The following is a 27,000-nucleotide window of genomic DNA, read 5'->3' on the forward strand; positions in this document are numbered from 1 at the left end:
TCGAGGAGGAGTGGTGAGGCAATTGCCGATAGGAAGAATCACACCTTCGATGGAACAATGTGCGATGAATGCATGATCTGCGGGGCGGGCGGCAGGTGGAAGCCGACCTCGGCGCCGCCGTCGGGGGCGGCGGTGGCGAAGACGCTGCCGTGGTCGGCGGCGACGAGGTCGTGGACGATGGCCAGGCCCAGCCCCGAGCCCGGGGTGGCCTGGGTGCCGGCGGCGCGGAAGAAGCGCTCGAAGACGGCCTGCCGGTCGTCGGGGGCGATGCCGGGCCCGTGGTCGCGTACGGACAGCCGGGTGCCGGTGATCCGGATCTCCACCGGGGTGCCGTCCGGGCTGAACTTGACGGCGTTGCCCACCAGGTTGTCCACGCAGCGTTGCAGGGCGCGCGGGCGGGCCAGTACCGGTACCGGGCCTTCGACGGTGACGGCGATCTCGCGGCCGGTACGGCGGTGGAACCGCCGGGCGCTGTCCTCGGCGGCGTCCGGCAGGTCGAGCGGCTCCGGGTCCTCCGCGGTCTGCTGGTCGGTGGCCAGCTCGACCAGTTCGCGCACGATTTCGTCGAGCGCGACGGTCTCGGTGACCAGGGTGGCGAGGATCTGCTCCTCGTCCTCGGGGGCGAGTCGGCCGCGGGCGCGCTGGAGGAGCTCGGCGCAGCCGCGCACCGAGGTCAGCGGGGTGCGCAGCTCGTGGCTGGCGTCCTGGACGAGGCGCTGCTGCTGTTCGCGGGAGTGGCGCAGCGCGCCGACCATCGATTCGAAGGCCCGGGTGAGGCCGCCGATCTCGTCGCGCCCGGCGGCGGGCAGCGGGGTGGCCAGGTCGCGGGTGGTGGTGATGTGCTCGGCGGCGTCGGCCAGGCGCCGTACCGGGCGCAGGATCCGGCCGAGGACGAGCCAGCTGAGCAGGGCGCAGGAGAGCGCGGCCGCCGCGCTGGTGACGGTGATCCGCTGCAGGAACGCCTCGTCGACCTCGGTGACCCCGGCGTAGGTCTGGCCGACCATCACCGCGCCCTGCCCGTCGGGGCGGGCCTGGGTGAGGACGCCGTAGGGGGTGCCGTCGACGGTGGCGTCCTCCTGGTGGGAGCCCTGCCCGGTGCGGGCCACCTCCAGGGCCCGGGCCGAGACGGGCAGCGCGGGGGCGCCCGGGGTCAGCTTCTGTGCGGGGCCGTCGGCGGGCAGCAGCTGTTCGACGGTGTCGGGTCGGACGGGCGGCAGCCGGCCGAGGTCCAGGGCGGTGAGCACGGTCTGGGTGCGGTCCTGGAGGCTGCGGTCGAGCTGGTCGGAGACCAGGGTGCTGACGCCGCGGTAGGCGGAGATGACGGGTACGGCGATCGCCAGGAGGACGGAGGCGAGGACCACGAGGCCGATCCTGGTGCGCAGCATCAGGCGGTCCGGGCGGTGTAGCCGACGTTGCGCACGGTGTGGATCAGTCGGGGCGCGCCGTCCTCCTCGGTCTTGCGGCGCAGGTAGCCGACGTACACGTCGAGCGAGCGCGAGTCGGTGTCGAAGTCGTAGCCCCAGATGCGCTGGTAGATCTGGTGGCGGGTCAGGACGGTGCCCTGGTTGCGCAGGAGCAGTTCCAGCAGGTCGAACTCGGTCTTGGTCAGGTCGAGCCGGCGTGCGCCGCGGTGGGCGAGGCGGGCGGCGGGGTCCAGGGTGAGGTCGGCGAGGGCGAGGTGGGTGCTGCCGGCGCCCTCGCCGTCCTCGGCGCCGGGCGGGTCGGTGCGGCGCAGCAGGGCGCGTATCCGGGCCAGCAGTTCCTCGGTGGCGAAGGGTTTGGCGAGGTAGTCGTCGGCGCCCGCGTCCAGCCCGGCGACCCGGTCGCCGAGCTGGTGGCGGGCGGTGAGGACCAGGACGGGCAGACGGTCGCCGCGCCGGCGCAGCATCCGGCACAGCGCGAGGCCGTCGAGGCGGGGCATGACCACGTCCACCACGGCGAGGTCGGGGCGCCGGTGCTCCAGGAGCTCCAGGGCTTCCTGGCCGTCGGCGGTGGTGAGCACCTGGTAGCCCTCGAAGCGCAGCAGGTGGTCGAGGGTGCTGCGGACGCCGGGGTCGTCCTCGACGACCAGGATGGTGCGTCGGGCGGTGGCGGTGGGATCTGTCATGGCGTCATTTTCGCTGGTGGCGGGCGTGGTCATACCGGTCGGGGGTGGCGTCTCGGAGGGGCGGCGGTCAGCGGGTCAGCGGTTTCGCGGGTCAGCGCGGGACGGGGACGACGGTGACCGGCGGGACCTGCGCCAGGCAGGAGGTGTCGCCGACCTCGCCGGTGCGGATGAAGTGGCTGGAGATCTCCAGGGTGCAGCCGGTGGACTCCATCTCCGGGACGTGTCCGCTGTTGGGCACCGAGACGAAGGCGCTGTGGCGGAACTGGGCCGCCGACAGGCGGGAGTTGACCTCGGGGGTGTTGGTGTCGAGGTCTCCGGAGAGCACCAGGACGGGCACGTCGGGCAGGTTCTTCAGGTCGGTCGGCTGCGGGCGGGCGGTGCCCCGGCTCGGCCAGTTCAGGCAGTTGTCCCCGCCGTCGGTCTGGCCGGCGGCCCAGCCCTTGGGGCTGAAGGCGCCGAAGTCGGCCGGGTTGGCGGCGGCCAGGGCGGCGTTGTACTGGCGGCGGCGCTCCGACAGCGGGGCCTTCGGGTCCCAGACGGGGGTGTAGTCGTTGCAGGTGACGGCCAGGAACGAGGCCTGGTCCTCGGTGCCGGTGCTCTCCATCTCGCTGCGCACCAGGGCGGACAGCGGTCCTTCGTCGCCCGCGGCGAAGGCGTGCAGGGCGGCGGGCAGGGCGCCGAGCAGTCCGGGCTCCCCGGGGTGCAGGCCGATGCCGCGGGTGGCCGGCTCGTACATCAGGTCGGCGAGCTTGTCCTCGGTGAACAGCACGGTGCGCCGCTCGCCGTCGAGCTTGCCGGTGACCTTCAGGGGGCGGTTGCGCAGCCGCTCGGCGACGGCGGCGAGGTCGTGCACCGCGGTGTCCGGGTCGCAGGAGCCGCTGCGCTCGCAGATCCGGCGCAGCGTCAGGGAGACCTGCTGGGCGCCGGGCCGGGCCAGGGAGTCGAAGGCGAGCGGGTAGGCGCCGGAGAGCACCATCTTCTCGACCCGCTCGGGGTGGCGGTCGGCGTAGACCGGCATCAGGTAGGTGCCGTACGACAGGCCGTACAGCACCAGCTTGGGGGCGCCCAGGCGCTCGCGGGCGGCGTCGATGTCGTCGGCGGTGGCGGCGCTGGTGTAGGCGCGGGCGCGCGGGCCGAGATCCTCGGCGCACTCGGCGACGAGCTCGCGCTGGTCGGCCCGCAGGGCCCAGCGGTACTCGGCCTCGGTGACGTCGCAGGGCAGCCGGCCGGAGCGGCCGGTGCCGCGCGGGTCCAGCAGCAGCAGGTCGTAGTCGTCCAGCACCCCCTGCAGGGAGCCGGCCATCTGCTCGGCGCGGTCGATCAGGGTCTCGCCGGGGCCGCCGGGGTTGAGCGCGACGGTGCCCAGCGCCGGGCCGGGGCGGCTGTGGCGCACCACCGCGTAGCTCACGTCGATGCTGCCCAGGCGCGGTTCGTCGGCGACCAGCGGGCGGCGCATGGTGGTGCAGTCGACCTGGTGCCCGGGGATGGTCGGGCACCACGTGGGCCGGCCCTGGGTGTCGGCGGGGGAGGTCCGCGCGGCCGGGGCGGCCTGCGCGGCCGGGGCGGCGGCGAGGGGCAGCGCCGCCGCCAGCACCGCCAGGGCCGTGGCCGCGAGGGTGCCGCGCTTCGTGGCGCCGTTCTCGCCAGTAGTGCTGGTGCCGGTGTTCGTGCTCGTCGTCATCGCCGTGCCTTCCGTACGTCCTGCGGTCGGTGTGAGGACGACTGTGCCGGGCGCCCGTCAGCCGTTCGGCAGAGCGACGGCAAAGGCGTGTAAGAACCCGCCGGAGACGTGAGGGCCCCGAGCCGGCGGCATGGGTTCGCCTGACACGGCGGCGGCCGGTTGCGGGTGAGGGAATGTCAATCGTTTCGACAGTATGAATACGGTAAGAAGGGTCGAGCGGCTGGTCCGGATTGGCCGGAATCACGATGAATTCCATGTGGATTTCCCGTACCCGGCGAATCGATCCCGCACATGGAAATCGGCCCGAATGGGCAGCGGTAATCGGCGTTGAGACTTCCACTTGTTTCCACAAGCGGAAGCCATCGAATGGGTGGTGCCAATGGGGGGAACATGTCAACCTTGTCGAAGTTCAGGCGGCCGCGGTTCACAAGGAACCGGGTTTCACTCGGTCCGGGATGGTGCCGGACGACATCGCCCAGGGTGCGCCCAGGCCGCATGACGCGACATTCCTTGACGGTCCCCGATACTCGGAGGTTGGCAATGAAGAAGACACTGGCCGGTTTCGTCGCGACGGGGGTGTTGACCCTCGGCGCCCTCGCCGGAACGGCGGGGAGCGCCAGCGCGGACGTCGGCGCCCCCGCCGGGGAGGCGATAAGCGCCTCGTGGCTCACGAACTGCGACTCGGCGCGCCTCGGCTGCTTCAACTATCAGGGAGCGTTCGCCAACGCGAGTTCCTGCGAGAGCTATGTGTCGTCGATCGGCGCTCCGGCTGGGTGGGACTGCGAGTGGTACGCCAGCCCGTGGTTTTCCAGCCATGGTGCCGGCTGGTACGCCACGTCCATCTATTGGCCGAAGACTCCCTGAGCGAGTGCGTCGCCAGTAGATGATGGCGAGGTCAAGGTGACGAACACGTGGTGATCGCCGCCTGCGAATCAGCGGAGAAACTCGGCCATTGAGTCGCACCCCGCGTCAGGTCCGGCACGGCCGGATTCGAACCGGCTGGATCGGTAAAGAAGGACCCCAGTTGATCTGGGGTCCTTCTGTTTTCCGGCTCAGACGACTCTGCTGTCCAATGGCGCCACATCACCACCGACACCCTCGGCCCGCTCTCGGCGCTGATCGTCACCGCCGCCGGCGTCCGGGAATCCGCCTACGGTACGCGGGTCCTGGACGTCCACCCGAGACCGTGATCGACAGGACACTGCCTAGAGCGTGTTGACGATCAGCCCGATGTGGGTGAAATAGTTCAGCGCCCCGAACAGCAGGAACGCCAGGCCCGCGAGTGCCCAGCACGCCCCGGCCACCCAGGCCGCGGGGCCGCCCCGGCGCCACAGCACCACGGGGAAGAGCACGGCGCCGACGCCGGTCAGCACGTACAGGGCGGAGATGAAGCTCGCCTCCAGCATGGGGTGGTCGGCGAACTCGCCCGAGATCGGCTCCTCGGGCGGTGCGGCGAACAGTGTGTAGCGCCAGCCCGCCGCGGCGATGCCGAAGCACGCCAGCCCGAGCCCGAAGACCAGGACGGACACCGGCGCGGCGAGCGCGGCCACCGTCCGGCCCCGGGCTCCGCCGGCCGCTCCCAGCACCTCGCCGCGCCGCCAGAGGAAGAAGGCCGCGAAGAGCAGCAGCACCCCGAAGCCCAGCGCCGGCTCACCGAAGACCACGTTGTCGAAGGCGAACCCCTGCCCGGCCAGCGGCCAGGTCAGCGTCATGTGCAGACCCGTCGCGAAGAGGATCACCCCCAGCGCGCCGAACCCCATCGCCCAGGCGTCGGGCACGACGGCGCGATCCGTCAGCAGCAGTCGGCCCAGCGCCACGACGAGCAGCAGGCCGGCGCCCGCGCACAGCGCCATGACGGTGTTGTAGGTGGGCATCCGGGCCCAGTCGATCCTCAGGCCGCCCGCGTCGGCCGCCGCCAGCTCCATCAGCGTCGTGTGCACACCGGGACCGTAGGGCCACGGCTGCCCGACGGGCGGGCAAGTGCCGAGCGCGTCCGCCGAAACGCCCCCATCGGAGCAGCCCGCCGCCGAGGGCTACGTGAGCAGGAAGTCGTAGACCGCCTGCCGCCCGGCCGGGTCGGCCGCCCGGTTCTGCACCGAGTGCGCCGCGCCCGGGACGATCACGATCTGCGGGTGGTGCGCCGACTCGGCCTGCTGGTAAAGCAGTTCGTACGGTGTGGCCAGGTCCCGGTCGCCGCCGAGCAGCAGCACCGGCACGTCGGGCAGCTTGCGGTGCGCGGGCGGGGTCGGCGGCACCGGTTCGCGCGGCCAGTCCAGGCAGACCAGGAGGCTGCCGAGGCCGGTCGCCGTCGCCGCGTCGTAGGGCCAGGTCTGTTCGGTGGTCAGCTGCCTCCGGGTGCGCTCCAGCGCGGCCGCGCGGCCCGCGACCGGGGTGTCGGCGGTGCCCCACGGGAAGCGGGAGTCGGCGCAGACGGTGGCGGAGTGCAGCCCCTGGCTGAGCTCCTCGGCCGAGGCGGTGTCGACCTCCCGGTGGACGAAGGCGAAGAATTCCTGGAGCTTCGCGGGCTGTCCGGTGGCGGCCTCGCGCAGGATCTCCGCGACCCCGCCGTAGTCCGGGTCGATGAATTCGTAGCCGGTGAGCGCACTCAGGACCTGCGCCCCGTTGCCGTACCGCCGGACGGTGGCGGCGAGGTCGGCCGCCGGGTCGGTGGTGCAGCCGGTGGCCCGGCAGGCGGCGCGCAGCACCCGGGCGGTGGCGGGCAGCGCGGCCAGGTCCAGCGGGTCGAATCCCTGCGGCGGCGCCACCGAGTCGAGCACCAGTCGGGCCACATGGGCCGGGTGGGCGAGCGCGTAGCGCCGGGCGACGACGGTGCCGTAGGAGACGCCGTCCAGGGTGAGGCGTTGGTCGCCGAGGGCGCGGCGCAGCCGGTCGATGTCGGCGACGGTGTCGGCGGTGCTGTAGAAGCGGGCGTTCGGGCCGAGGGTGGCGGCGCAGTCGGCGACGGACTTCCGGCGCGGCACGGCGAGGTCGGAGGAGCCCATGTCCTCTTGGAGGCCCGGGCATTGGAGGGCGTGGGCGCCGGTGCCGCGCTGGTCGTACATCACCAGGCGGTAGTCCTTGAGGACAGGCGCCAGGGTGCTCGCCGTCCGCCGCATCGCCGGGACGCCGGGCTGGCCGGGGCCGCCGGTGAGGAACAGCAGGTCGCCCTTGGGGGCGGTGGTGTTGCCGGTGACGGCCACCGCCAGATCGAGGGTGCCGGGGGTGGCGCCGCTGTGGTCGAGCGGGACGGTGAGCGTCCCGCAGATGAACTCGGGCGCGTCCGGGCAGGGCGCCTGCCCGGTGATCCCGCCGGAGGCGAGGGCGGGGGCGGGGGTGGCCAGGGTGGTGCCGACGACCACCGCGACGGCGCCCAGCAGGGCGGCGACGCGGCCGAGCGTGCTCGTCATGGTCTTCCTTCCGGTCGCGCCGCGTCCGGTCCGACGCGGTCACGGAAGCAGCCTGCGCTCCCGGACACCCTGCCGAGCGGGACCACCGCGCGCAAGGCCTGCGGCTCGGCTCCTTCCGGAACGATCAGCAGGGCGCGGGCAGGACCTCGGTCGGGGCGCCCGCCGGCAGGCCGCCCGGTGGGACGGCGGCGAGGCCGTCGGCGAGTGCCAGCCCGCGCAGCATGGCCGGGCCGTCGAAGGCGACCGGCGCGGCCCCGGCGTCGGTGAGCCGGACGGGCAGCAGCCGGGTGGAGCGGGGGTGGCCGGCCAGGGCCGATGCGGCCGGGACGGTCCGGCCCGCCGTGCCGTCCGGGTGGCCGCCGAGGCGGCGCAGCAGGGGGACGGCCAGGGTGGCGGTGCCGGCCACGGCGGCCAGCGGGTTGCCGGGCAGGCCGACCAGGTGGCGGGCACGGGAGGGGTGGCGGGCGCGGTCGGCGGCGGTCGGTGGGAGTTCGGCGAGCAGCATCGGATGGCCGGGGCGGACGGCGACGGAGTCGACCAGCAGCCGGGCGCCGAGCGCGGCCAGGGCGCGGTGCAGGTGGTCCGCCGGCCCGGCGGCGGTGCTGCCGGTGGTGAGCAGGACGTCGGCGGTGCGGGCGTCGAGCGCCGTCACCAGGGCGTCGGGGTCGTCGGGGACCCGGTGGACGGCCGTCACCTCGGCGCCGCAGTGGCGTAGCCAGGGCGGCAGCAGCGGGCCCAGGGCGTCCCGTACCCGTCCGTCCCCTGGCACCCCGGCGGTCATCAACTCGTCGCCCAGCAGCAGGAGTTCGACGGTCGGGCGACGGTGGACGGCCAGCCGGTCGTACCCGGCGGCGGCCGCCAGGCCGAGGACGGCGGGCGTCACGGTGGCCCCGGCCGGCAGCAGCGGCTCGCCGGTGCGGCACTCCTGCCCGCGGGGGCGGAGGTCCCGGCCGGGCGGGACGGCGGCCTGCGGGCCGGGGCGCAGCAGGCCGTTCGCCGCCTCGCCGTGCTCACGGCGCAGGACGGCGCTCGCGCCGGGCGGCACCTGGGCGCCGGTGGCGATCGGCACGGCGGTGCCGGGGGCCAGGGGGCGGGGCCGCGCACCGGCCAGCACGTGGCCGGCGAGCAGTTGCCACGGTCCGGGGCCGGCCACCGCCCAGCCGTCCATCGCCGCGGTGTCGAAGGCCGGCAGGTCGGTGAGCGCGGTCAGTGGCTCGGCGAGGGCGTGGCCGAGGGCCTCGGCCAGGGGGCGGTGCACGGCCGGCAGCGGTGACCCGGCGGCCTTCCGGGCGACGGACCTGGCCCGTTCCCAGGGCAGAGCCGGCGCGCTCTCCGCGCTCATCGCACACCGCCCCGCCGCTCGACCAGCGCCGCCACCCGGGCGCTCGCCGCGCTGACCGCCGCCGGTCCGCCGCCGGTCCCTGCGGCAGCGTCCCCTGCGGCAGCGTTCCCGGCTGCGTAGCCGACCAGGAAGGCGGTCAACGGCGCCGCGGGGCGGGCGACTTCGTGGGCGACCACCCTGGTCAGGTCGAGCAGCTCGGTGACGTCGACCTCCAGGTCGATGCCGAGTTCCGCCTTCACCTCGGCGATCCAGTCCTTCATCGGCCTCTCCTCTCCACGCTGGGGTGCTCAGCCGCCGATGGCGGACATCGGGCGGTCGGGCCGGACGAAGTCCGCGCTGCCGATGGCGTGCCCGGGCCCCTTGCCCAGGACCGCAGCCCGCCACGCCGCCTCGATCGCCGCATCGTCCGCCCCGCCGCGCAGCAGCGCCCGCAGGTCCGACTCCGCGGTCGCGAACAGGCAGGTGCGCAGCTGTCCGTCGGCGGTCAGCCGGACCCGGTCGCAGCCGCCGCAGAAGGGGCGGGTGACGGAGGCGATCACGCCCACGACCGCGTCCGTGCCGGCGATCCGCCACTCCTCCGCCGGGGCGTTGCCGTGGCGGAGGACGGGGACGAGGTCGAACCGCTCCTCCAGCACCGCCAGGATCTCGGCGGCGCTCACCATCGCGGACCGGTCCCACGCCCCCTGCGCGTCCAGCGGCATGGACTCGATGAACCGCATCCGGTACCCGTGCCCGGCGGCGAAGGAGACCAGGTCCACGAGCTCGTCGTCGTTGACCCCGCGCACCGGCACCGCGTTGACCTTCACGGGGCTCAGCCCGGCCGCCTTCGCCGCCGCGAGCCCCGCCAGCACGTCCCCCAGCCGGTCCCGCCGGGTGATCGCCGCGAAGCGCTCCGGGCGCAGCGTGTCCAGGCTGACGTTCACCCGCCCCAGCCCGGCCTCCCGCAGTGCCGCCGCCGTACGCGCGAGTCCGATCCCGTTCGTCGTCAGCGACAGCTCCACGCCCAGCGGGGCGATCCGCTCGACCAGCCCCGCCAGTCCCCGCCGCAGCAGCGGCTCCCCGCCCGTCAGCCGCACCGACCGCACCCCCAGCCGCTCCACCGCGATCCGCACCAGCCGCACCACCTCGTCGTCCTCCAGCACCTCGGCGCGCGCCAGCCACCCCGGCCCCTCCGCCGGCATGCAGTACGTGCAGCGCAGATTGCAGCGGTCGGTCAGCGAGACCCGCAGATCGGTGTGGACCCGGCCGAAGCGGTCCACCAACGGGTGCGGCGCGGAAACCGGGGGTGCGGAAACAGGGGGCGCGGTATCCGGGGGTGCGGTATTCATCACCGTCCATCCTCGGGAAACGGCGCCGGCCCGTCAAAGAGGAATAGCCGATCGGCCGATCGGAGACGCTTGTCGAGGATATCCGGCGAGCCCCGGAATCCCCGCGATAAGTCCCGCCTATCACGTCACAGGAATCACCTCTTTGACGCCGCCCGGCCATCGATCCGACACTGGGATTCACTATCCCGGAAACCCGGAAAAGGGGAAGAGCCGCGTATGAGCACCATGGACGACCCGGTCGACGACCTGTCCGTCACTCCCCCGAAGACCTGGGCGACCGGCGTCCCCGCCGTCACCCACGCCCTGGAGTACGCCCTCTCCCAGACCTCCCCGCGCCGCACCGCGCTGACCCTGCTGAACATCAACCAGGCGAAGGGCTTCGACTGCCCCGGCTGCGCCTGGCCGGAGCCGGCGCCGGGAAAGCGGCACCTCAACGAATACTGCGAGAACGGCGCCAAGCACATCGCCGACGAGGCCACTTCCCGCCGGGTCACCGCCGCATTCTTCCGCGAGCACTCCGTCGCCGAACTCGCCGGGAAATCCGACTACTGGCTCAATCAGCAGGGCCGGCTGACCGAGCCGATGGTCAAGCGCCCCGGCGCGACCCACTACGAGCCGGTCGGCTGGGACGAGGCGCTCGGCCTGGTCGCCGACGAGCTCCGGCGGATCGACCCCGACGAGGCGCTCTTCTACACCTCGGGGCGGCTGAACAACGAGGCGGCCTTCCTGCTCCAGCTGTTCGCCCGCGCGTACGGCACCAACAACCTGCCCGACTGCTCGAACCTGTGCCACGAGTCCAGCGGCCACGCGCTCCAGGAGACGCTGGGCATCGGCAAGGGCAGCGTCTCGCTGGACGACATCCACCACGCCGACCTGGTCTTCGTGGTGGGCCAGAACCCGGGCACCAACCACCCCCGGATGCTCTCCGCCCTGGAGGAGACCAAGCGCAACGGCGGCAGGGTCGTCGCCGTCAACACCCTGCCCGAGGCCGGGCTGATCCGCTTCAAGCACCCGCAGAAGCCGCGCGGGGTGGTCGGCCGGGGAACGGTGATCGCCGACCGGTTCCTGCACATCCGGGCCGGCGGCGACCTCGCGCTGTTCCAGGCCCTCAACCGGCTGCTGCTGGAGGCCGAGGACGCGGCGCCGGGCACCGTGCTCGACCACGACTTCATCGCGCGCCACACCACCGGCTTCCCCGCGTTCGCCGAGCACGCCCGGGCGACCGACTGGGACGACGTCCTCGCCGCCACCGGTCTGGCCCGCGCCGAGATCGAGGAGGTGCACCGGCTCGTGCTCGGCAGCCGCAGTGTGATCGTCTGCTGGGCGATGGGCCTGACCCAGCACAAGCACGGCGTGCCGACCATCCGCGAGATCGTCGACTTCCTCCTCCTGCGCGGCAACCTGGGCAAGCCGGGCGCGGGCGTCTGCCCGGTGCGCGGGCACAGCAATGTGCAGGGCGACCGGACGATGGGCGTCTGGGAGCAGATGCCGCAGTCCTTCCTGGACGCGCTGGAGCGGGAGTTCGGCTTCACCCCGCCCAGGGAGCACGGCCTCGACGCGGTGGACTCCATCCGCGCGATGCGCGACGGCCGGGCCAAGGTCTTCGTCGGCGTCGCCGGCAACTTCGTCCGGGCCACCCCCGACAGCGAGGTCACCGAACAGGCCATGCGGCGCTGCCGGCTGACCGCGCACATCTCCACCAAGCTGAACCGTTCGCACACCGTGTGCGGTGAGACCGCGCTGATCCTGCCGACACTCGGCCGCAGCGACCGGGACGTGCAGGCCGACGGCCCGCAGTTCTACACGGTCGAGGACTCGATGAGCGAGGTGCACGCCTCGCGCGGCAAGCTGCCGCCGGCCTCGCCGCACCTGCTCTCCGAGGTCGCGATCATCTCCCGGCTGGCCCGGCTGACGCTCGGAGCCCGTCCGGACATCCCCTGGGAACGGTTCGAGGCCGACTACGGCACCGTCCGGGACCGGATCGCCCGCGTCGTGCCCGGCTTCGAGGACTTCAACGCCCGGGTGGCCGTGCCCGGCGGCTTCCGGCTGCCCAACCCGGTCAACCAGGGCGTCTTCCCCACCCCGAGCGGCAAGGCGGTGTTCACGTGCAACGAGTTCACCATGCCGCAGATCCCGGCGGGCCACCTGCTGCTCCAGACCCTGCGCTCGCACGACCAGTGGAACACGGTCCCGTACGCGCTGGACGACCGCTACCGGGGGATCCACCACGCCCGCCGGGTGGTGCTGGTCAACCCCGAGGACCTCGCCGCCCTCGGCCTGGCCGACCGCGACCGGGTGGACCTGGTTGGGGTCTGGCAGGACGGCGTGGAGCGCCGCGCCGAGGGCTTCACGGCCGTCGCGTACCCGACCACGCGCGGCTCGGCGGCCGCGTACTACCCGGAGACCAACGTCCTGGTCCCGCTCGACAGTGTGGCCGACCACAGCAACACGCCCACCTCGAAGGCGGTACTGGTCCGGCTGGAACCGGCGGGGCGGGCAACGGTGGACCAGGAGACGGCGGACCGGGAAACGGCGGACCGGGAAACGGTGGACCAGGAAACGGCGGCCCCCGCGGCCCCGGCGGTCTGAGGGGGGACCGCGGCCGATGCCCTCGTCCCGCACCACCCCCCGCTGGCTCCCGGCGGCGGCCGCCGTCGCCGTCGCCGCCTGGGGCGCGAACCAGTTCACCGCCCTGGCCACCGTCTACCGGGCGCGCACCGACTGGTCGGCGCTCTCGCTGGCCGCGATGTTCTCCGTCTACCTGCTCGGCCTGGTCCCCGGCCTGCTGCTGGGAGGCCCCGCCGCCGACCGGTACGGCCGGCGGCGGACGGTGCGCGGCGCGCTGGGCCTGTCCGCCGCCGCCAGCGTCCTGCTGGCCCTGCCGGACGAGCCGTCTGTGTACGCCGCCCGGTCGGCCACCGGCTTCGCGGCCGGGCTGGTCTTCCTGGCCGGGACGACCTGGCTGCGCGAGCTCTCCGGGCCCGCCGTCCCGCCCGAGCAGGCGGCCCGCCGGGCGATGTACGCCACCGGTACGGGCTTCGCGGCGGGCGCGCTGGCCTCCGGGATGATCGCCGAGTGGCTGCCCGGCCCGACGGTGCTGCCCGCGCTCGCCCACGCGCTGGGCTGCCTGCTGGTCCTGCGGGCCACCCGCGGGCTCCCGGAGACCACCCGCGGCCGCCACGATCCTGCGCCGCACCGCACGGCGGCCGTCCGCCACCCGCGGTTCCGCTACGTCGTCCTTCCCGCCAGCCCGGCTGTGCTCGGCGCCGCCACCGTCGGCTACGTGGTGCTGCCGCCGCTGGTCGCCGACCGCGTGCCCGGCTACGCGCCGCTCTTCAGCGGCCTGGTCGCGGCGCTGACCCTGGCCACCGGCGTGGTCGCCCAGCCCTTCGCCGCCCGGCTGGACGACGCCGGCAGCGCCCGGGCCACCCTGACCGCGATGGCCACCGTGATCGCCGGGCTGCTGCTCGGCGCCCTCGCCGCGGCCCGCGACTCGGTGGGCCTGGTGGTGGTCGCCGCCCTCGTCCTGGGCACCGGGTACGGGCTGACGCTCGGCGCGGGGCTGCACGAGGTGGAGCGGCTGACCCCGTCCTCCGCCGGGCCGACCTCCGCCTCGCTCTACCAGAGCACCACCTCCAGCGGCTTCCTCACCCCGCTGCTGCTCGCCGGCACCGCCGGCCACGCCTCCTACCCGGCGCTGCTGGCGGGCATGGCGGCCGTCGGCCTGCTCTGCCTGGCGGTCACCGCCGCGCACAGCCGCCGAAACCTGCCGGACCAACCGGACCTACCGGACCCGGTCGTCCCGCGCGCCGCCGCCGCGAGGGAGGATGCATCCGTACCGAACGTACCGAACGTACCGACCGCACCGACCGCACCGAGGAGCCGACGACCATGGGCCGAGTGACCGTACCCCGCAGAGTGCTGCGCGTGCGCCAGGGCGCGCCCTCGCACCGGCCCGACACCCTGGCCGCCGAGGAGCCGATGGAGATCCGGGTCGGCGGCCGGCCCCTGACGGTGACCATGCGCACCCCCGGCAGCGACTTCGACCTGGCGGCCGGCTTCCTGGTCAGCGAGGGCGCGGTGCACGCCGCCGAGCAACTGGCCGGCATCCGCTACTGCGCCGGCGCCACCGCCGACGGCGGAAACACCTACAACATCGTGGACGTCCTGCTCGCCCCCGGCGTGCCCGCCCCCGACGCCTCACTGGAGCGCAACTTCTACACCACCTCCTCCTGCGGCCTGTGCGGCAAGGCCAGCCTGGACGCGGTGCGCACCACCGCCCCGTGGAGCGTCGCCGAGGACGCCCTGCGCGTCACCCCCGCACTGCTCTCCGCCCTGCCCGAGCGGCTGCGCGCCGCCCAGAAGGTCTTCGACAGCACCGGCGGCCTGCACGCGGCCGCGCTGTTCGACGCCGACGGGCGGCTGCTGTGCCTGCGCGAGGACGTCGGCCGGCACAACGCCGTGGACAAGGTCGTCGGCCACGCACTGCGCGAGGGCCTGCTGCCGGCCCGCGGCACGGTGCTGATGGTCAGCGGCCGGGCCTCCTTCGAGCTGGTGCAGAAGGCCGTGATGGCGGGCATCCCCATGCTCGCGGCCGTGTCCGCGCCGTCCTCACTGGCCGTGGAACTCGCCGAGGAGACCGGACTCACCCTGGTCGGCTTCCTGCGCGGCGACTCGATGAACGTCTACACCCGCACCGACCGCATCGACCTCGACACCTCCGGCACCGGGGCCGAGTAGATGCTCTTCCGCCAGCTGGAGTACCTCGTCGCGCTCGCCCGCGAACGCCACTTCGCCCGCGCCGCCCAGGCCTGCCACGTCTCCCAGCCCGCCCTCTCCGAGGCCCTGCGCAAGCTTGAGGACGAGCTGAAGGTGCTGCTGGTGCGGCGCGGCCGCAGCTACGAGGGGCTGACCCCCGAAGGCGAGCGGATCGTGCTCTGGGCGCAGCGCATCCTGGCCGACCGGGACGCCATGCGGGGCGAGGTGGACGCGCTGCGCACCGGCCTGAGCGGACGGCTGCGGATCGGCTCGGTGCCGACCGCCTCGGGTGCCGTCTCGCTGCTCACCGGGCCGTTCTGCGCCGCCCACCCGCTGGCCTCCGTGGAGCTCTCCACCGACCTGCGCTCCGAGGAACTCCTGCGCCTGGTACGGAACTTCGAGATCGACGCGGGCATCTCCTACCTGTCCGGACCGGGCACCGACGAGCTGCGCACGCTGCCGCTCTACGAGGAGCGGTACGTCCTGCTGACCGGTCCGGCCGACGAACTGGCCCGGCACCCGCGGGCGACCTGGGCGGAGGCCTCCCGGCTGCCGCTGTGCCTGCTGCACCCCGGCATGCAGGGCCGTCGGGTGCTGGACGAGGTGTTCGCGGGCCTCGGGCTGGAGCCGACGCCCCGGATCGAGACGGACTCGGTGGCCTCGCTCTTCGCCCACGTCCGCACCGGGCAATGGGCGAGCATCGTGCCGTACGCCTGGCTGCACGTGTTCGGCGTGCCGCACGGGATGCGGGCCGTCCCGCTGGCGGAGCCGGAGCACAGCACGCCGATCGGACTGGTGATCGCCGCCCGGGAGCCGGGCTCGGTGATGGCCCGCGCGCTGCTGGAGATCGCCCGGCGCACCGAGGTGGCCGCCGTCCTCGAAAGCCTGCCGGGGGCGTGACCGCCCGTCGGGCGGGCCCCCACCGCCCGACGAGCGGGGCCCGGCCACCTGACGTAGCCTCGACTCCGACACCGCGTGACCGACCCCGTGCGACGGAAGACAACCACCGTGACCACCTCCGACGACGCCGTCACCCCCTCCCCGCAGGAGCCGAAGGAGCCGAAGGAGAACGTCGGCCCCTCCCCCTCCGGCCCGCCCCACGCCGAGCCGTACCACCACCCGGCCGCCGGCTGGGGCGCCGCGAAGAGCGTCACCCGCTTCCTGCTGCGCGAGGGCGCGTACCTGGACGGGCCGCGTGCGGTGATGCGGATGAACCACGAGAACGGCGGCTTCGACTGCCCCGGCTGCGCCTGGCCCGACGACACCAAGGGCCTGCACCTGGACATCTGCGAGAACGGCATCAAGCACGTCACCTGGGAGATGACCCGCAAGCGGGTCGGCCGGGAGTTCTTCGCCGCCCACTCGGTGACCGAGCTGTCCGGCTGGAGCGACTTCGCGCTGGAGGACCAGGGGCGGCTCACCGAGCCGATGGTCTACGACCCGGAGACCGACCACTACGTCCCGATCAGCTGGAAGGACGCCTTCGCCCTGGTCGGCGACACCCTGGGCGGGCTGGACGACCCCAATCGGGCCGCGTTCTACACCTCCGGCCGGCTCGGCAACGAGGCGACCTTCCTCTACCAGCTGCTGGCCCGCGAGCTGGGCACCAACAACCTGCCCGACTGCTCCAACATGTGCCACGAGGCCAGCGGCCGGGCCATGCAGGCCGCGCTCGGCACCGGAAAGGGAACGGTCGACCTCAAGGACTGGGAGGTCACCGACGCGCTGTTCATCCTGGGCGTCAACGCGGCCTCCAACGCGCCCCGGATGCTCACCTCGCTCGCCGAGGCGTACAAACGCGGCGCGCAGATCGTCCACGTCAACCCGCTGGTGGAGGCGGCGGCGACCCGGACGATCATCCCGCACGACTTCACCGACATGGCGCTGAACCGGGCCACCCGCACCAGCACCCTGAACCTCCAGCCGCGGATCGGCGGCGACATGGCGCTGCTGCGCGGCATGGCGAAGGCGATCCTGGAGCAGTCCGCGACCGACGAACGGGCGCTGGACCGGCTGTTCATCGACCGTCACACCGCCGGCTTCGAGGCCTACCGCGACCTCTGCGCGGCCACCCCCTGGGCGGAGATCGAGCGCCAGAGCGGGCTGGAGCGGGCCGACATCCTCAAGGCGGCCCGGGTCTACCGGGAGGCCGACCGCTCGATCGTCAGCTGGTGCCTGGGCGTCACCCAGCACGAGCACGGGGTGGACACCGTCCGGGAGATCGTCAACCTCCTGCTGCTGCGCGGCAACCTGGGCCGCGAGGGGGCCGGCCCCTCCCCGGTGCGCGGGCACAGCAACGTCCAGGGCAACCGCACCTGCGGCATCGACCACCGGCCCGCCCCCGCGTTCCTGGACCGGCTCGGCGAGGTCTGCGGGATCGAGCCGCCGCGCGAGCACGGGCTGGACACCGTCGGCACGATCGAGGCGATGCGACGCGGCGACATCACGGTCTTCGTCGGCATGGGCGGCAACTTCGCGCTCGCCGCGCCCGACACCCCGTACACCCGGCAGGCCCTGGAGTCCTGCGAGCTGACCGTCCAGGTGAGCACCAAGCTGAACCGCAGCCACCTGGTGCACGGGCGGCGGGCGCTGATCCTGCCCTGCCTGGGCCGGACCGAGAAGGACCACCAGCGCGCGGGGGTGCAGGCCACCTCGGTCGAGGACTCGATGAGCATGGTGCACCTGTCCGTCGGCATGAAGCGCCCCGCCTCGCCGCACCTGCTCTCCGAACCCGCGATCGTCGCCGGGATCGCCCGCGCGGCCCTGCCGGACAGCGCCACCCCGTGGGAGTGGTACATCGAGGACTACGACCGCATCCGCGACACCATGGCCCGGGTCCTGGACGGCTTCGAGGACTTCAACCGCAGGGTGCGGCTGCCGCTGGGCTTCCGGATCAAGCAGCCGGCCCGCGAGCTGGTCTTCGACACCCCCTCCGGCAAGGCCGAGTTCTCCACCGCCCCGCTGCCCGACGTCGTCCCCGCAGCGGGCACCCTGGCCCTGGGCACGATGCGCTCGCACGACCAGTGGAACACCACCATCTACTCGGACAACGACCGCTACCGGGGCGTGAAGAACCTGCGCACCCTGGTCTTCATGAACCGGGACGACATGCGCGAGCGCGGCCTGGCCGAGTTCGACCGGGTGGACGTCACCAGCACCGCCCGGGACGGCAGCACCCGCTCGGTGCACGGCTACCTGGCCGTCCCGTACGACATCCCGCGCGGCTGCGCGGCCGGCTACATGCCGGAGCTCAACGTGCTGTGCGCGATCGGCGACTACAGCACCCAGAGCGATCAGCCGATCATGAAGCACCTGAAGGTGACCGTGACGAAGGCGGCTCACTGACCGCTCACTGACCGCTCCGGAACGCCGTCCGGAGCGGTCGATCCGCTGACGGGCCGCTGACGGGCCGCGGGCGTTCGGCTCAGCGCTTCGCGGAGGCCCGCGCGGACCAGGGGGCGGCCCACAGCGGGAGCACCTCGACGGTGGCGACGCGGCCGCGGGCGGGGCCCTCGGCGGTGCGCCCGGCCGCGGCGGCCGGTCCGACGGCGGTCGGGAAGGAGGTCAGGTTCTTCACGGGGGTCATGCACGGCAACGTACCGGTGGGCACTGACAATGCCCGGGTCGTGCGGTGGCGTCGCCGAAGGGCGGTCGGGCGGGTTCCACGGCCGGGGACACGGCGGCGCGCGCCCGTCACGGTGTGTCGGCCGGCGCGACGGCGCGTGCCAGCCGGTGCAGGGCGGACTCGGAGTCCGACCCCGGCACCGCCGTGTACACGGGAATCACCAGGTCGGGGTGGTCGGCCGGGTGCAGTGCCGACACCGACAGCCGTAGTGGGCCGCCGATCCGGGGGGAGGCGAGCAGCAGCGTCGCATGGGACTGTTCCAGCACCACCTGCTCGTCCCAGAACCGCCGGAACACCGGGCTGTGTTCGCGCAACTCGCCGATCTCGCGGGCGAGTGTGGCGTCACGGGGCCGTCTGCCGACCTCGGTGCGCAGCAGACCCACGGTCTCCCGGGCCTTGGCCTCCCAGTCGACGTAGAGCCGGCGCACGCGCGGGTCGGTGAAGACCAGTCGGCCGACGGTGCGTTCCTCCGGGCGCAAGCGCCCGAAGTCGAGGAAGACGGCGGCGGCGAGCCGGTTCCAGGCGAGGATCGAGCCGCCCGGGCCGACCAGGTAGGCGGGCGTGAGGGCCATGGAGTCGAGCACCGCCTGGAGGTCCGGCCGTCGGTCGGCCGGATGGCGGGTTCCGCCCGCGCCGGCCGGTCGGGCGAGGCTGCGCAGGTAGCGGCGCTCCCCCGGGCTGAGCCGCAGGGCGTCGCAGACCGCGTCGAGGACGCCGTCGGAGACGCATGACGCGTTCCCGCGCTCCAGTCGGGTGTAGTGCTCCACGCTGATCGCCGCGAGGTCGGCGACCTCCTCCCGGCGCAGTCCGCTGACCCTGCGGGTGCCGCGGACGGGGAGCCCGACCTCGTCCGGACGCAGCCGCGCCCGCCGGGACACCAGGAAGTCACGGAGCGCTTCGGCGAGGTCCATGCCGACGATTGTGGTCGTACGGACAACTCCCGTACAGAGGGCCCGAGCACAGCGGTTCCGGCTCTGCCAGGTCAGGCCGTGACCTTCCTGCCGTCCCCTCCCGTGGGCCACTCTCGAACTGCCGCCCCCGACCGCCCCCGGGTCGGGCCGGCCGGGGCCATGCGCCCCTGTCCCACACCGTTCGGCCTGCCCGAGAAGGGCCGGCCCGTCAGGAAGGGGGCCGATCCATGGCCACCAGCACCACCACCAGCACCACCGCCCGCCCCGGCAAGCGGCGCGCGGCTGTCGCGCTCGCCGGCCTGATCGCGTTCGTCGGCCTCGGCGTGGCGACGGCGACCACCGCCTCGGCGGCGGACAGGTCGTGCTACGTCGAGGTCTACTACCAGGGCGCCTGGCACAAGGTCCAGGTCAAGTGCGCCTGAGCCACCGTGAGGACTCCTGACGACCTGGGGTAGCCGAGGCACCCCTGACAGGCGACCCTGACGGGGAGTCACCCCTCGCCTGCTCGGCGGCCTCCCCAGCCTTGTGTCACCCGACCCTGCGGCCGGGTGACACAAGGGCGCCCGCCGCTTGAGGTCAGCGAGGAGCAAGGAGGCAGAACGCGTTGCCTTCCGGGTCTCCGGAGGCTTGCGACTGGTGGTTCTGCGGCAGGGTCGCAAGAGCCCCGCCCGGTGAAGTCCCGGACGAGGCAGTGAAGTTCTACTTGGGACAGCTCAGCGAGCACGCCCACACGGTGTACTCGGGGCCGCTTGCGGCTTCCTGGTGGCCGATCGGGAGCGGGGAGGCCGAGTGCGACCGCGCGGAGGGCTGCGCACCGTTCACGCTGCCGCCGCCGCTCCTCGTACTGGCGCTCCATCTCGTCCAGCTCGGCGAGCCATGCGCCGTGATCGATGTGCGGGCGGACCACGGGCCCCATGTACAGGCGGTCCGGCTCCGGGGCACGCCGGACGCCCAGTTCGTGCGGTCCGTCATTTCGAGCCGTTTCTAAAGATGGTGCCCCGCCCAAGCGGACCTGGACGGGGCTTGTCGGGTTAGGGTCGGTCGATCGTGGCGGACCAGCGGCCGCGGGACAGGTGGATCACGCCGTCCGGGGTGACCTTCGCGTTGCACCCGAAGAGCGGCAGCCCGCCTTCGATCTCCCGCCAGTTCCGGATGGATTCGAGGTCCTGCCACAGTCGGCGGGGGCCGCTCTGGTGGACGGTCGGCGGTTCGTACCGCTCGGCCTCGGCTCTGGCCCACGACCCGTCCGGGTGGACGAGGTAGGCGACTCGCCGTCCAGGCCGTTCCTCGAAATCGATCTCCACCCCCGGGGTGTGGATCGTGAACATCGACCACGTCTCCCAGGCGTTCCGGATGTCGGCGACCGGGTAGCGGAAGGTCGCGACCTCTTCGCCTTCGCCTTCGCGGGCGGCCTTGAACAGGCTGCTCAGGCCCGGCGGGTAGTCGGGCCCGTGCCGGGTGGTCATGAAGCCGGCCCAGTCCCGTTCGATCACGCCCGTCGCGCCGCCGTCCGGGTCCTTCCAGGCGGTGAGGATCAACGTCGTGTCGGCGATTGTGGTGACGAGCCGCCCCCCGCGCCGGAGCGCCTGGAGCCAGGACGTCGGCACCGGTCGGGCGGCCACGGTGGCGATGATCCGGTCGTAGTCGCCGGGGATGGGCCCGGTGGCGTCAAGGGTGTGGAACGTGGGGCTCAGCCCCATGTCGCTCAGGCGATCAGCGGCGGACGTGGTGAGGTACTCGTCCACGTCCACGCTGGTGACGTGCTCGGACCCGAGCCTCCGGGAGGCGATGGCGGTGAGCCCGCCGGCGCCCGTCCCGATGTCCAGCAGGTCGTGCCCGGCGTTGAGCCGGCCGTGCCGGAGCATTTTGACCACCAACGCCGTGAGCGTGGCGGAGCTCGTGGTGCGCCCGATCGGGATGTCGCCCGGTTCGGCGTGGTCCGCGTGGAGCCCTCCCACGCTGGTGACGACGGACTGGTTGCCGTAGGCACGCTTGGCCCAGAGGTCGGGGTCCGCCTCTCCGACCTGGAGCCGCCAACTCCCTCCCTCGGCGGGCTCCCACCACTTCGGCATCAGCCGGTGCCGGGGTACCTCCGAGACCGGGTTCCGCCAGCGGGAGTCCGGGTCGGTCGTTCGGGCGGCCAGCTCCGCCGCGTGGTTCTGCCAGATCATCAAGTCCCTTTCTACAGGCCGAAGTCAGGGTTGCACGGAGCCGACGTCGGTGCACACTCCTGGCTGTCGTTCGGGGGGCAAACGCCCAGGGCCACCGAGACCGGGCCCGAGTCCACGACCTTCGGAACGCACAGCTCCAACTCCGTGGGCGGCGGGGCGAAGTATGCCGGGGCACACGCCTCCGTACTGGCGGGGGAGCAGTCGCTGGAGTCGTCGGGCGGGCAGGCCGCGGTCGCCCTTCGCGGGATGCTGGCGGCGGTCTGCGTCCACTTCGAGCCGGCCAGGACAGCCCGGAGTCCGCCCGGGTCCTTGACGTTGCCCGTCGGCAGAAACCTGCCGATGACGCAGGGGGCCACCGTCCCATCGGGCAGGATGGCGAGCTTCCCGAGAGCGCACCGTCCGCACAGCGCGTCCATGGTCGGCGCGTCCCCGCCGGCCGCTCGTCCGACCGCGCGTGCCCCGTCCAGGGTGACCCGTTCGACGCCGAGCGCCTTCAACTCCGCGACGGCCTCGTCTTCGAGCTGCCCGTCGTGGCAGCGGACGACCCCGGCCCGGATCGGGATACCGAGGCTGATGGCCTTCACGATGTTGGCCCGGGTCTTCTCGTGGCTCCCCGGCTTGTTGGTCACCCGGTCGTGCTGCCCCGCGTTGACCGAGTAGTACGACGTGCCCAGCGAGACGGCGGGCTGCGAGAGCACCGTCCAGGCCTTCGCGCTCACGTGGTACAGGTTGGAGAACACCTCCACACCCATCCCGAGCGCCAGGGCATGGTTCAGCAGCTTGTCCCAGCCGGGGAACACCAGGGGCTCGCCGCCGATGAGCTGGACCTGCTTGACGCCGAGCGCGGCGCACTCGTTGATCACCCGCATCCAGTCGTCCAGGGTCATGCTGCCGTGGGGCGCGGACGGGCTGGAGCTGGACAAGCAGTGCCCGCACGACATGTTGCACTTGTCGGTGAGCTCCAGCTCCACGACGTCGGGCACGTTCAGTTCCGCGCCGGTCAGCGTGGCGCTCAGGATCGTGGTCACGTGGTGTTCCCTTCCGGTTGGTGGTGCGGATTGGGACCCGCCCCGGCCGGATTCCCTGTGTGCTTCGACCGGGGCGGGGGTCTGTGGGTATTACGGGGCGTCGCTCGCGGGGGCGGACGGTTCGAAGGGGCTGCGGGGCGGTCGAACCTTCGAGGGGTCTTCATCAGCGCCGGTCCGGCACAGCTGATCGTCATGTAGACCGGCGTCGGCCGCGTCTTCGGCCCCTTGAAGTGTCGGAGCAGGACCCGCGTGCCCCGAATCTCGCCGGTGGTTGCGTCGGCGAGCTGCTCCCGGCCGAGCACGGTCCACAGCCGGTTGCGGCGGTCGAGGAACTGCCCCTGCAACGGCGGAAGAGCCTGGGGAACAGGGGGCTTACCCGCCCCAGGGTCGGCCTGCTGAGCTACCGGCCGCCAACTGTGGGACAGGAGTCTTCGGTACTACGTGGGAGCTGGCGGGACCTCGATGCGGCGGGTCGCCTCGTCGGGCTCCGTGGCGATGATGACCAGTGGCGCGCAGTCAGGGATGAACAGTTCCAGACGGGCGGCATCCGCGAGGACCTGTTCGTAGTGCTCGCTCAGGTCGTCCTCCGTCACGAACGGGTGATGCAACGCCCCGGGGAACTCCAGCCTGAAGCCGACAGCCGGGATCAACCGCACCCGGACTTCGCGCGGTTCCGGGCTCTCCATCTGCTGGTTCGTCACGCCAAGGTAGACATCGGTGCGTTCGCACGAAGCATCTGATCGGCGACCTGGACGCGCTCGTCCTCCGGGTGCGCCAGCTGGTGCTCCGACGGCAGCAGATAGCCGAATCGGCCGCACCGACAGCCCCGTTCGGTGACGCTGCCCGGCGCCGGCGGCTCGGGGGTAATCGGCTCGCCGCACGGGCATGTGTCGGACGCCGTGCCCACCTTCGGAGGTGCCGACAGATGCTGCACGAACTCCAACTCGTGTACCCCTTCGACGGGTTCGACATTCCACGGCATGGTGGAGAACTCGATACCGCCACCCGGCGGACGGAGGTACGCCTCCTTGCCGCAGGTGCCGGTGAAGACGCCCGTCTTCCCGGTGGCGGCGTCCTTGACCAGCTCGCCGACCTTGGGGACGTAGACGCGCTTGTGGGGTGGCTTCCTCGTACTCACGCCGCCGACTCCTTTCCGTAGTTGGACTGTTACAAGGATCGGTGGTTAGCGCTAGCATCGGAAGGTCTGTCATGTTTCCAATCTGGCAGGCATCTTGGCGCGAAACATGAGGAGGCGATGGTGGGCTTCAAGGAGAGGGAGCTTCATCCTGATCGGAGCCCTCGCCACTTCTACGGCGCCGAGATCCGTCGACACAGGAAGCTGAACGGCGACATGTCGTTGAGTCGATTGGCGAAGATCCTGGGCTTCTCGCTAGGCCACCTGAGCCGGATCGAAGGTGGCGAGTCGAAGCCGCCTGAGGGCCTGTCGGAGGCTCTTGATGTCGCCTTCAACACCGACGGTTCGTTCCAGCGCTACTACGCACTCGCCAGGAAGGAGCCGTTCCCTGACAAGTACGCGACGTTCCTCAAGCTTGCCGACAAGGCCGTAGGTCACGCGTCGTACACGATGACCGTGCCAGGGCTCCTCCAGACGGAGGCGTTCGCAAGTGCGGTACTCCATGCTGGTGAACCGTTCGCGACCCCAGAGGAGATAGACGACTGGCTGACCACTCGGATGGGGCGCCAGACCCGCGTCTGGCGGAAGCCGCCGCCGTGCCGGTACTGGTTCATCGTGGACGAGTGGGCGTTGCGTCGACCGGTCGGTGACGCTGGAGTCATGGTGGATCAGCTGTCTCAACTCCTTGCTGCGGCTCAGCTTCAGCACGTCACGATTCAGATTCTCTCCCTCGGCGCGGGAGCGCACTCGGAGCTCGGCGGCTCCTCTCTGATCCTGCTGACCATGTCCGATCAGGAGGTGATCGCATATGAGGAGGGAAGTCGCTCTGGTCGCCTGTTTGACGACACCCAAGACGTGCTGCATCGCCAAGGGCTCTACGATCTGCTGAGGGCGCAGGCCCGGTCTCCAAAGGAGTCTGAGACCATGATCAGATCTGCACTGGAAGGATTTACCAATGGCACCCCCCGACAAACCCGCCCGGTGGCGGACGAGTAGCTATACCAACGGACAGGGCGGGGATTGCGTGGAGGTGGACGACAGCCATCCCGGGACGGTCCGTGACTCCAAGGACCCCGATGGTCCTTGGTTGCGTTTCTCTTCCGAGGCCTGGTCGTCCTTCGTCGCCGCGACCGCGGGCGGCGAGTTCGGCAACGTCTGATGTAGGCGCGCCGCCCCAAGGCCCCGTCACCCCCTTCCCTTGGGTTCTACTGGTCGTCGCAACACCCCAGCTGAGGGGATGCGATGGACTTCGAGATCCGCAGGGACCGGAAGCCGCAGGGGCGCAGGAAGCTCCGTGTCGAGCGGGCGGAATACTTCCGGCTCGTGGATCAGGGCTACAGCAACAAAGAGGCGTCCCGGCTGGTGGGCGTCCACGAGCGGACTGGACGCGAGTGGCGCAACGGCCGGACGGATCCGAACAGGTTCCGGGCGCCCGCTCGACCCGAGCGGGCGCCCGCCGCCGTGTCCGGCCCCTCCCGCTACCTGAGCGAGGACGAGCGGATCCACATCGCCGACCGGCTGCGGGAGCTCGACCTGGAGAGCAACTACGAGCTCGTCCGCCGCCTCGACCCCTACGTCAAGGCCGCGGCCACCAGCCGTACCGAGCTCGCTGGCGCCGTACGCACCTCCCTCGCCGCTCACCTGCCGCAACTGGTCCCGCACGCGGATGAGGTGATCGAGTTCCTCGCGCAGTACTACGGCGTGGAGGACTGACGCTGCGGGACGAGGAGGGGCTGCGGTCAGCGCTTCGCGTGCGTCGCGAGGTCGCGCAGTCCCTCCTCGAAGGCCGGGAGCGGGTACTGCTCGGTGCCGGACCCGGGCATCTCCAGCTTCTTGAGCTGGCCCGCGACGATGTGGGACGCCAGCGGTACGGGCAGGGCGTCCGGCCAGAGGCCGGTGCGCTTGCCTTCGGAGAGGACGCGGCGGAAGGCGCCGGTGGAGCCGCGCAGGCTGCGGCCGTCGGCCTTCAACTCCTCGGCGGAGCACTCGCCTTGGCCTTCGACGACTTGGAGCAGGATCTGCTGGGCGCGGGGCGGCAGGCGGTCGTAGTAGGAGCGGGCGCGCTCCGGGGTCCAGTGGTCGTCGGGGACGGTGGTGACGACGGCGGTGGGCATGGCGGCGAGGGCGAGCAGCTTTTCGAGCGCCTCGGGGGTCGGATTCTCCACGGTGATGGTGATCTTCATGGCGGACACCCTTTCAGGCTGACGGGTCGAACACAAATGACATCAGTAAACGTGCTGCAGACCAGGCGGCTTATGTATCAGTCCATGTATTGCGTCCTCTAAATCCAGTTAGAGGATGCGACACATGGATTGATACAGATAGGCTGTCCTGGACGGATCATCAGCCCGCCGCCCGCGAGGCCCGGACGGGAAGGAGGGAGCCCGATGGAAGCGGACAACCTGCCCGCCCTGGTGGACGGCAGTCGGCTGCCCGCCCTGCACCACGCGTTCGACCCGAACGAGACGCTCACCGACGACGCCGCCGACGACCTCGCCTCCGCCCGGCCGGCCCGCACCAGCCAGACGTACGCCGAGCAGTGGCGCTACTTCGCCCGCTGGTGCGCCGACAACGGCCGCCACCCCGGGCCGCGCACCAGTGAGGCGAACCTGGTCTCCTACGTCTCCCATCTGCGAAGGCGCGGCGGACGCGACGGTACGGGCGCGCCGGTGAGCTCCCTGCGCCTGGCGATGGCCGCCGTCCGGGACGCCAACGCCCGTGCGGGGTACGAGAATTGGCCGCCGAAGAAGGCGACCGCCGAACTGATCCGCAAGCAGGCCGCCGAGCACGCCCGAGCCCGCCGCACCCCGAAGTCGAGCCCGCCGGTCGACGCCGCCCGGATCGCCCACCTCCAGCAGGGCGCCACCGCCGACATCCCGCTCACCCGCTGGCGCGACCTGACGATCCTGCACCTCGGCTACCGCACCCGCGCCCGCCGCTCCGAACAGGCCGCCTACCGGATCGACTCCATCGTCTTCGAGTGCCTGGAGGACGGCACCGAGCAGATGGTCGTCGGCAAGCGCACCAGCAAGAACGACCACTGGTCCACCGGCCGCGAGTACGTCATCCGCGACCATGTGGCGATCACCGTGGTGCGCACCTACATCGCACTGCTCGCCGAACTCGGCCAGGCGGAGCCGCAGTTGCCCCTGCTGCGCGGCATCACCCGGTGGGGCAAGCTGATGCCCGTGCCCGCCTCCGGGACGGGCATGACCGGCCACGCGGTGAACCGCGCCTTCCGGCGGATGGTCACCCGCACCCCCGGCTTCGACGCGAAGAACGCCACCAGCCACGGCCTGCGCGCCGGCGTCCCCGCCGACCTCGCCGCCCAGGGCTACAGCGCGGCGGAGATCATGGTCATCACCGAGGACTGGAAGTCCACCGCGATGGTCGAGAAGTACGCCAAGGCGGGTCTGCGCCGGGCCGGCAAGGACGACCGCGGCCGCACCCAGCAGGCCTTGGACGCCCTGGTCGTCCCGTCGCCGGTCGATCCCGTCACCCGGTGAA

The 27,000-nt window shown here is 72.4% G+C and carries 24 protein-coding genes and 2 pseudogenes; 11 read left to right on the forward strand and 15 right to left on the reverse strand.

The features are described 5' to 3' along the window. Nucleotides 1-38: 38 nt before the first annotated feature. From QWJ13_RS29220 to QWJ13_RS29230, 3 genes are all read right to left on the reverse strand, one after another. The gene (locus QWJ13_RS29220; protein ID WP_316528221.1) at nucleotides 39-1,385 is read right to left on the reverse strand and encodes a sensor histidine kinase; all 1,347 of its coding nucleotides are present in this window, start codon (nucleotides 1,383-1,385) and stop codon (nucleotides 39-41) included. Continuing rightward, nucleotides 1,385-2,107: a response regulator transcription factor gene (locus QWJ13_RS29225; RefSeq protein WP_316528223.1), complete on the reverse strand. Its 723-nt coding sequence runs from the start codon at nucleotides 2,105-2,107 to the stop codon at nucleotides 1,385-1,387. Before QWJ13_RS29225 ends, QWJ13_RS29220 begins: the two co-directional genes overlap by 1 nt. Before the next feature lie 91 nt (nucleotides 2,108-2,198). Further along, a complete protein-coding gene (locus QWJ13_RS29230) occupies nucleotides 2,199-3,788 on the reverse strand; it encodes an alpha/beta fold hydrolase (protein ID WP_316528225.1) in 1,590 nt (529 codons plus the stop codon). A 540-nt stretch (nucleotides 3,789-4,328) separates the two neighbouring features. Between QWJ13_RS29230 and QWJ13_RS29235 the strand changes: the two genes are divergently transcribed. After that, the gene (locus QWJ13_RS29235) at nucleotides 4,329-4,652 is read left to right on the forward strand and encodes a hypothetical protein (protein WP_316528226.1); all 324 of its coding nucleotides are present in this window, start codon (nucleotides 4,329-4,331) and stop codon (nucleotides 4,650-4,652) included. A gap of 341 nt (nucleotides 4,653-4,993) precedes the next feature. Here QWJ13_RS29235 and QWJ13_RS29240 read toward each other — a convergent pair whose 3' ends face one another. From QWJ13_RS29240 to moaA, 5 genes and pseudogenes are all read right to left on the reverse strand, one after another. Then, nucleotides 4,994-5,713 (reverse strand): DUF981 family protein, encoded by a 720-nt coding sequence (locus QWJ13_RS29240; RefSeq protein WP_316528476.1) that lies wholly within the window; start codon nucleotides 5,711-5,713, stop codon nucleotides 4,994-4,996. Between the two features lie 108 nt (nucleotides 5,714-5,821). Next, nucleotides 5,822-7,195: an alpha/beta fold hydrolase gene (locus QWJ13_RS29245; protein ID WP_316528228.1), complete on the reverse strand. Its 1,374-nt coding sequence runs from the start codon at nucleotides 7,193-7,195 to the stop codon at nucleotides 5,822-5,824. 124 nt (nucleotides 7,196-7,319) lie between these two features. Further along, nucleotides 7,320-8,537 (reverse strand): molybdopterin molybdotransferase MoeA, encoded by a 1,218-nt coding sequence (locus QWJ13_RS29250; protein ID WP_316528230.1) that lies wholly within the window; start codon nucleotides 8,535-8,537, stop codon nucleotides 7,320-7,322. After that, nucleotides 8,534-8,797 (reverse strand): annotated as a pseudogene (locus QWJ13_RS29255) (DUF6457 domain-containing protein); the annotation flags it as partial. The gene QWJ13_RS29250 and the pseudogene QWJ13_RS29255, both read right to left, overlap by 4 nt. A 27-nt stretch (nucleotides 8,798-8,824) precedes the next feature. Beyond that, nucleotides 8,825-9,865: a GTP 3',8-cyclase MoaA gene (moaA, locus tag QWJ13_RS29260; protein WP_316528232.1), complete on the reverse strand. Its 1,041-nt coding sequence runs from the start codon at nucleotides 9,863-9,865 to the stop codon at nucleotides 8,825-8,827. 216 nt (nucleotides 9,866-10,081) lie between these two features. On the opposite strand from moaA, the gene QWJ13_RS29265 reads away from it, so the two are divergent. From QWJ13_RS29265 to QWJ13_RS29285, 5 genes are all read left to right on the forward strand, one after another. Next, complete coding sequence (locus QWJ13_RS29265; protein ID WP_316528234.1) at nucleotides 10,082-12,454, forward strand: FdhF/YdeP family oxidoreductase; 2,373 nt, start codon at nucleotides 10,082-10,084, stop codon at nucleotides 12,452-12,454. A 16-nt stretch (nucleotides 12,455-12,470) separates the two neighbouring features. Next, entirely contained in the window at nucleotides 12,471-13,769 is a 1,299-nt protein-coding gene (locus QWJ13_RS29270; protein ID WP_316528235.1) for an MFS transporter, read from the forward strand. After that, the gene (gene fdhD / locus QWJ13_RS29275) at nucleotides 13,757-14,605 is read left to right on the forward strand and encodes a formate dehydrogenase accessory sulfurtransferase FdhD (protein WP_316528236.1); all 849 of its coding nucleotides are present in this window, start codon (nucleotides 13,757-13,759) and stop codon (nucleotides 14,603-14,605) included. The genes QWJ13_RS29270 and fdhD overlap by 13 nt, the downstream gene beginning before the upstream one ends. Beyond that, the gene (locus QWJ13_RS29280; RefSeq protein WP_316528237.1) at nucleotides 14,606-15,523 is read left to right on the forward strand and encodes a LysR family transcriptional regulator; all 918 of its coding nucleotides are present in this window, start codon (nucleotides 14,606-14,608) and stop codon (nucleotides 15,521-15,523) included. Nucleotides 15,524-15,631: 108 nt separating this feature from the next. Continuing rightward, complete coding sequence (locus QWJ13_RS29285; protein WP_316528239.1) at nucleotides 15,632-17,968, forward strand: FdhF/YdeP family oxidoreductase; 2,337 nt, start codon at nucleotides 15,632-15,634, stop codon at nucleotides 17,966-17,968. Between the two features lie 79 nt (nucleotides 17,969-18,047). Here the strand turns inward: QWJ13_RS29285 and QWJ13_RS29290 are convergent, their stop codons facing one another. Both QWJ13_RS29290 and QWJ13_RS29295 read right to left on the reverse strand, forming a co-directional pair. Continuing rightward, on the reverse strand, nucleotides 18,048-18,209 hold the full coding sequence (locus tag QWJ13_RS29290; RefSeq protein ID WP_316528241.1) for a hypothetical protein: 162 nt from the start codon (nucleotides 18,207-18,209) through the stop codon (nucleotides 18,048-18,050). Nucleotides 18,210-18,316: 107 nt separating this feature from the next. Next, the gene (locus QWJ13_RS29295) at nucleotides 18,317-19,159 is read right to left on the reverse strand and encodes a helix-turn-helix domain-containing protein (RefSeq protein ID WP_316528243.1); all 843 of its coding nucleotides are present in this window, start codon (nucleotides 19,157-19,159) and stop codon (nucleotides 18,317-18,319) included. A gap of 227 nt (nucleotides 19,160-19,386) precedes the next feature. Between QWJ13_RS29295 and QWJ13_RS29300 the strand changes: the two genes are divergently transcribed. After that, on the forward strand, nucleotides 19,387-19,581 hold the full coding sequence (locus QWJ13_RS29300) for a hypothetical protein (protein ID WP_316528244.1): 195 nt from the start codon (nucleotides 19,387-19,389) through the stop codon (nucleotides 19,579-19,581). A 609-nt stretch (nucleotides 19,582-20,190) separates the two neighbouring features. Here the strand turns inward: QWJ13_RS29300 and QWJ13_RS29305 are convergent. From QWJ13_RS29305 to QWJ13_RS29320, 4 genes are all read right to left on the reverse strand, one after another. Next, nucleotides 20,191-21,330 (reverse strand): protein-L-isoaspartate O-methyltransferase family protein, encoded by a 1,140-nt coding sequence (locus tag QWJ13_RS29305; RefSeq protein WP_316528246.1) that lies wholly within the window; start codon nucleotides 21,328-21,330, stop codon nucleotides 20,191-20,193. 11 nt (nucleotides 21,331-21,341) lie between these two features. Then, nucleotides 21,342-22,358, reverse strand: a complete 1,017-nt coding sequence (locus QWJ13_RS29310) for a radical SAM protein (RefSeq protein WP_316528247.1) — start codon at nucleotides 22,356-22,358, stop codon at nucleotides 21,342-21,344. Nucleotides 22,359-22,795: 437 nt separating this feature from the next. Next, nucleotides 22,796-23,059 carry a hypothetical protein gene (locus tag QWJ13_RS29315; RefSeq protein WP_316528248.1) on the reverse strand — a complete coding sequence of 88 codons (264 nt, stop codon included), beginning with the start codon at nucleotides 23,057-23,059 and terminating at the stop codon, nucleotides 22,796-22,798. Next, nucleotides 23,056-23,496, reverse strand: coding sequence for a hypothetical protein (locus QWJ13_RS29320; protein WP_316528249.1), 441 nt, complete (start codon nucleotides 23,494-23,496; stop codon nucleotides 23,056-23,058). Before QWJ13_RS29320 ends, QWJ13_RS29315 begins: the two co-directional genes overlap by 4 nt. A gap of 117 nt (nucleotides 23,497-23,613) precedes the next feature. Here QWJ13_RS29320 and QWJ13_RS29325 point away from each other — a divergent pair, with 117 nt between their 5' ends. The 3 genes and pseudogenes from QWJ13_RS29325 to QWJ13_RS34415 all read left to right on the forward strand — a co-directional run. Further along, a complete protein-coding gene (locus QWJ13_RS29325) occupies nucleotides 23,614-24,489 on the forward strand; it encodes a helix-turn-helix domain-containing protein (RefSeq protein WP_316528251.1) in 876 nt (291 codons plus the stop codon). A gap of 34 nt (nucleotides 24,490-24,523) precedes the next feature. Beyond that, on the forward strand, nucleotides 24,524-24,652 hold the full coding sequence (locus tag QWJ13_RS29330; protein WP_316528252.1) for a DUF397 domain-containing protein: 129 nt from the start codon (nucleotides 24,524-24,526) through the stop codon (nucleotides 24,650-24,652). 83 nt (nucleotides 24,653-24,735) lie between these two features. Next, nucleotides 24,736-25,020 (forward strand): annotated as a pseudogene (locus QWJ13_RS34415) (helix-turn-helix domain-containing protein); the annotation flags it as partial. Nucleotides 25,021-25,232: 212 nt separating this feature from the next. On the opposite strand, the gene QWJ13_RS29340 reads toward QWJ13_RS34415, so the two are convergent. Next, entirely contained in the window at nucleotides 25,233-25,676 is a 444-nt protein-coding gene (locus tag QWJ13_RS29340; RefSeq protein WP_316528254.1) for a hypothetical protein, read from the reverse strand. A 204-nt stretch (nucleotides 25,677-25,880) separates the two neighbouring features. Here QWJ13_RS29340 and QWJ13_RS29345 point away from each other — a divergent pair, with 204 nt between their 5' ends. Continuing rightward, complete coding sequence (locus QWJ13_RS29345) at nucleotides 25,881-26,999, forward strand: site-specific integrase (protein WP_316528257.1); 1,119 nt, start codon at nucleotides 25,881-25,883, stop codon at nucleotides 26,997-26,999. The last annotated feature ends 1 nt before the right edge of the window (nucleotide 27,000 follow it).

This window comes from Kitasatospora brasiliensis (assembly GCF_032654805.1).
Taxonomy (GTDB): domain Bacteria; phylum Actinomycetota; class Actinomycetes; order Streptomycetales; family Streptomycetaceae; genus Kitasatospora; species Kitasatospora brasiliensis.

Bases quoted from the DNA above. Each gene is read 5' to 3' on its own strand.
- QWJ13_RS29220 (WP_316528221.1), bottom strand. From the start codon at position 1,385: ATGCTGCGCACCAGGATCGGCCTCGTGGTCCTCGCCTCCGTCCTCCTG.
- moaA (WP_316528232.1), bottom strand. From the start codon at position 9,865: ATGAATACCGCACCCCCGGATACCGCGCCCCCTGTTTCCGCACCCCCG.
- QWJ13_RS29245 (WP_316528228.1), bottom strand. From the start codon at position 7,195: ATGACGAGCACGCTCGGCCGCGTCGCCGCCCTGCTGGGCGCCGTCGCG.
- QWJ13_RS29240 (WP_316528476.1), bottom strand. From the start codon at position 5,713: ATGGAGCTGGCGGCGGCCGACGCGGGCGGCCTGAGGATCGACTGGGCC.
- QWJ13_RS29300 (WP_316528244.1), top strand. From the start codon at position 19,387: ATGGCCACCAGCACCACCACCAGCACCACCGCCCGCCCCGGCAAGCGG.
- QWJ13_RS29280 (WP_316528237.1), top strand. From the start codon at position 14,606: ATGCTCTTCCGCCAGCTGGAGTACCTCGTCGCGCTCGCCCGCGAACGC.
- QWJ13_RS29340 (WP_316528254.1), bottom strand. From the start codon at position 25,676: ATGAAGATCACCATCACCGTGGAGAATCCGACCCCCGAGGCGCTCGAA.
- QWJ13_RS29250 (WP_316528230.1), bottom strand. From the start codon at position 8,537: ATGAGCGCGGAGAGCGCGCCGGCTCTGCCCTGGGAACGGGCCAGGTCC.
- QWJ13_RS29345 (WP_316528257.1), top strand. From the start codon at position 25,881: ATGGAAGCGGACAACCTGCCCGCCCTGGTGGACGGCAGTCGGCTGCCC.
- QWJ13_RS29305 (WP_316528246.1), bottom strand. From the start codon at position 21,330: ATGATCTGGCAGAACCACGCGGCGGAGCTGGCCGCCCGAACGACCGAC.
- QWJ13_RS29235 (WP_316528226.1), top strand. From the start codon at position 4,329: ATGAAGAAGACACTGGCCGGTTTCGTCGCGACGGGGGTGTTGACCCTC.
- QWJ13_RS29230 (WP_316528225.1), bottom strand. From the start codon at position 3,788: ATGACGACGAGCACGAACACCGGCACCAGCACTACTGGCGAGAACGGC.
- QWJ13_RS29295 (WP_316528243.1), bottom strand. From the start codon at position 19,159: ATGGACCTCGCCGAAGCGCTCCGTGACTTCCTGGTGTCCCGGCGGGCG.
- QWJ13_RS29290 (WP_316528241.1), bottom strand. From the start codon at position 18,209: ATGACCCCCGTGAAGAACCTGACCTCCTTCCCGACCGCCGTCGGACCG.
- QWJ13_RS29325 (WP_316528251.1), top strand. From the start codon at position 23,614: ATGGTGGGCTTCAAGGAGAGGGAGCTTCATCCTGATCGGAGCCCTCGC.
- QWJ13_RS29265 (WP_316528234.1), top strand. From the start codon at position 10,082: ATGAGCACCATGGACGACCCGGTCGACGACCTGTCCGTCACTCCCCCG.
- QWJ13_RS29270 (WP_316528235.1), top strand. From the start codon at position 12,471: ATGCCCTCGTCCCGCACCACCCCCCGCTGGCTCCCGGCGGCGGCCGCC.
- QWJ13_RS29225 (WP_316528223.1), bottom strand. From the start codon at position 2,107: ATGACAGATCCCACCGCCACCGCCCGACGCACCATCCTGGTCGTCGAG.
- fdhD (WP_316528236.1), top strand. From the start codon at position 13,757: ATGGGCCGAGTGACCGTACCCCGCAGAGTGCTGCGCGTGCGCCAGGGC.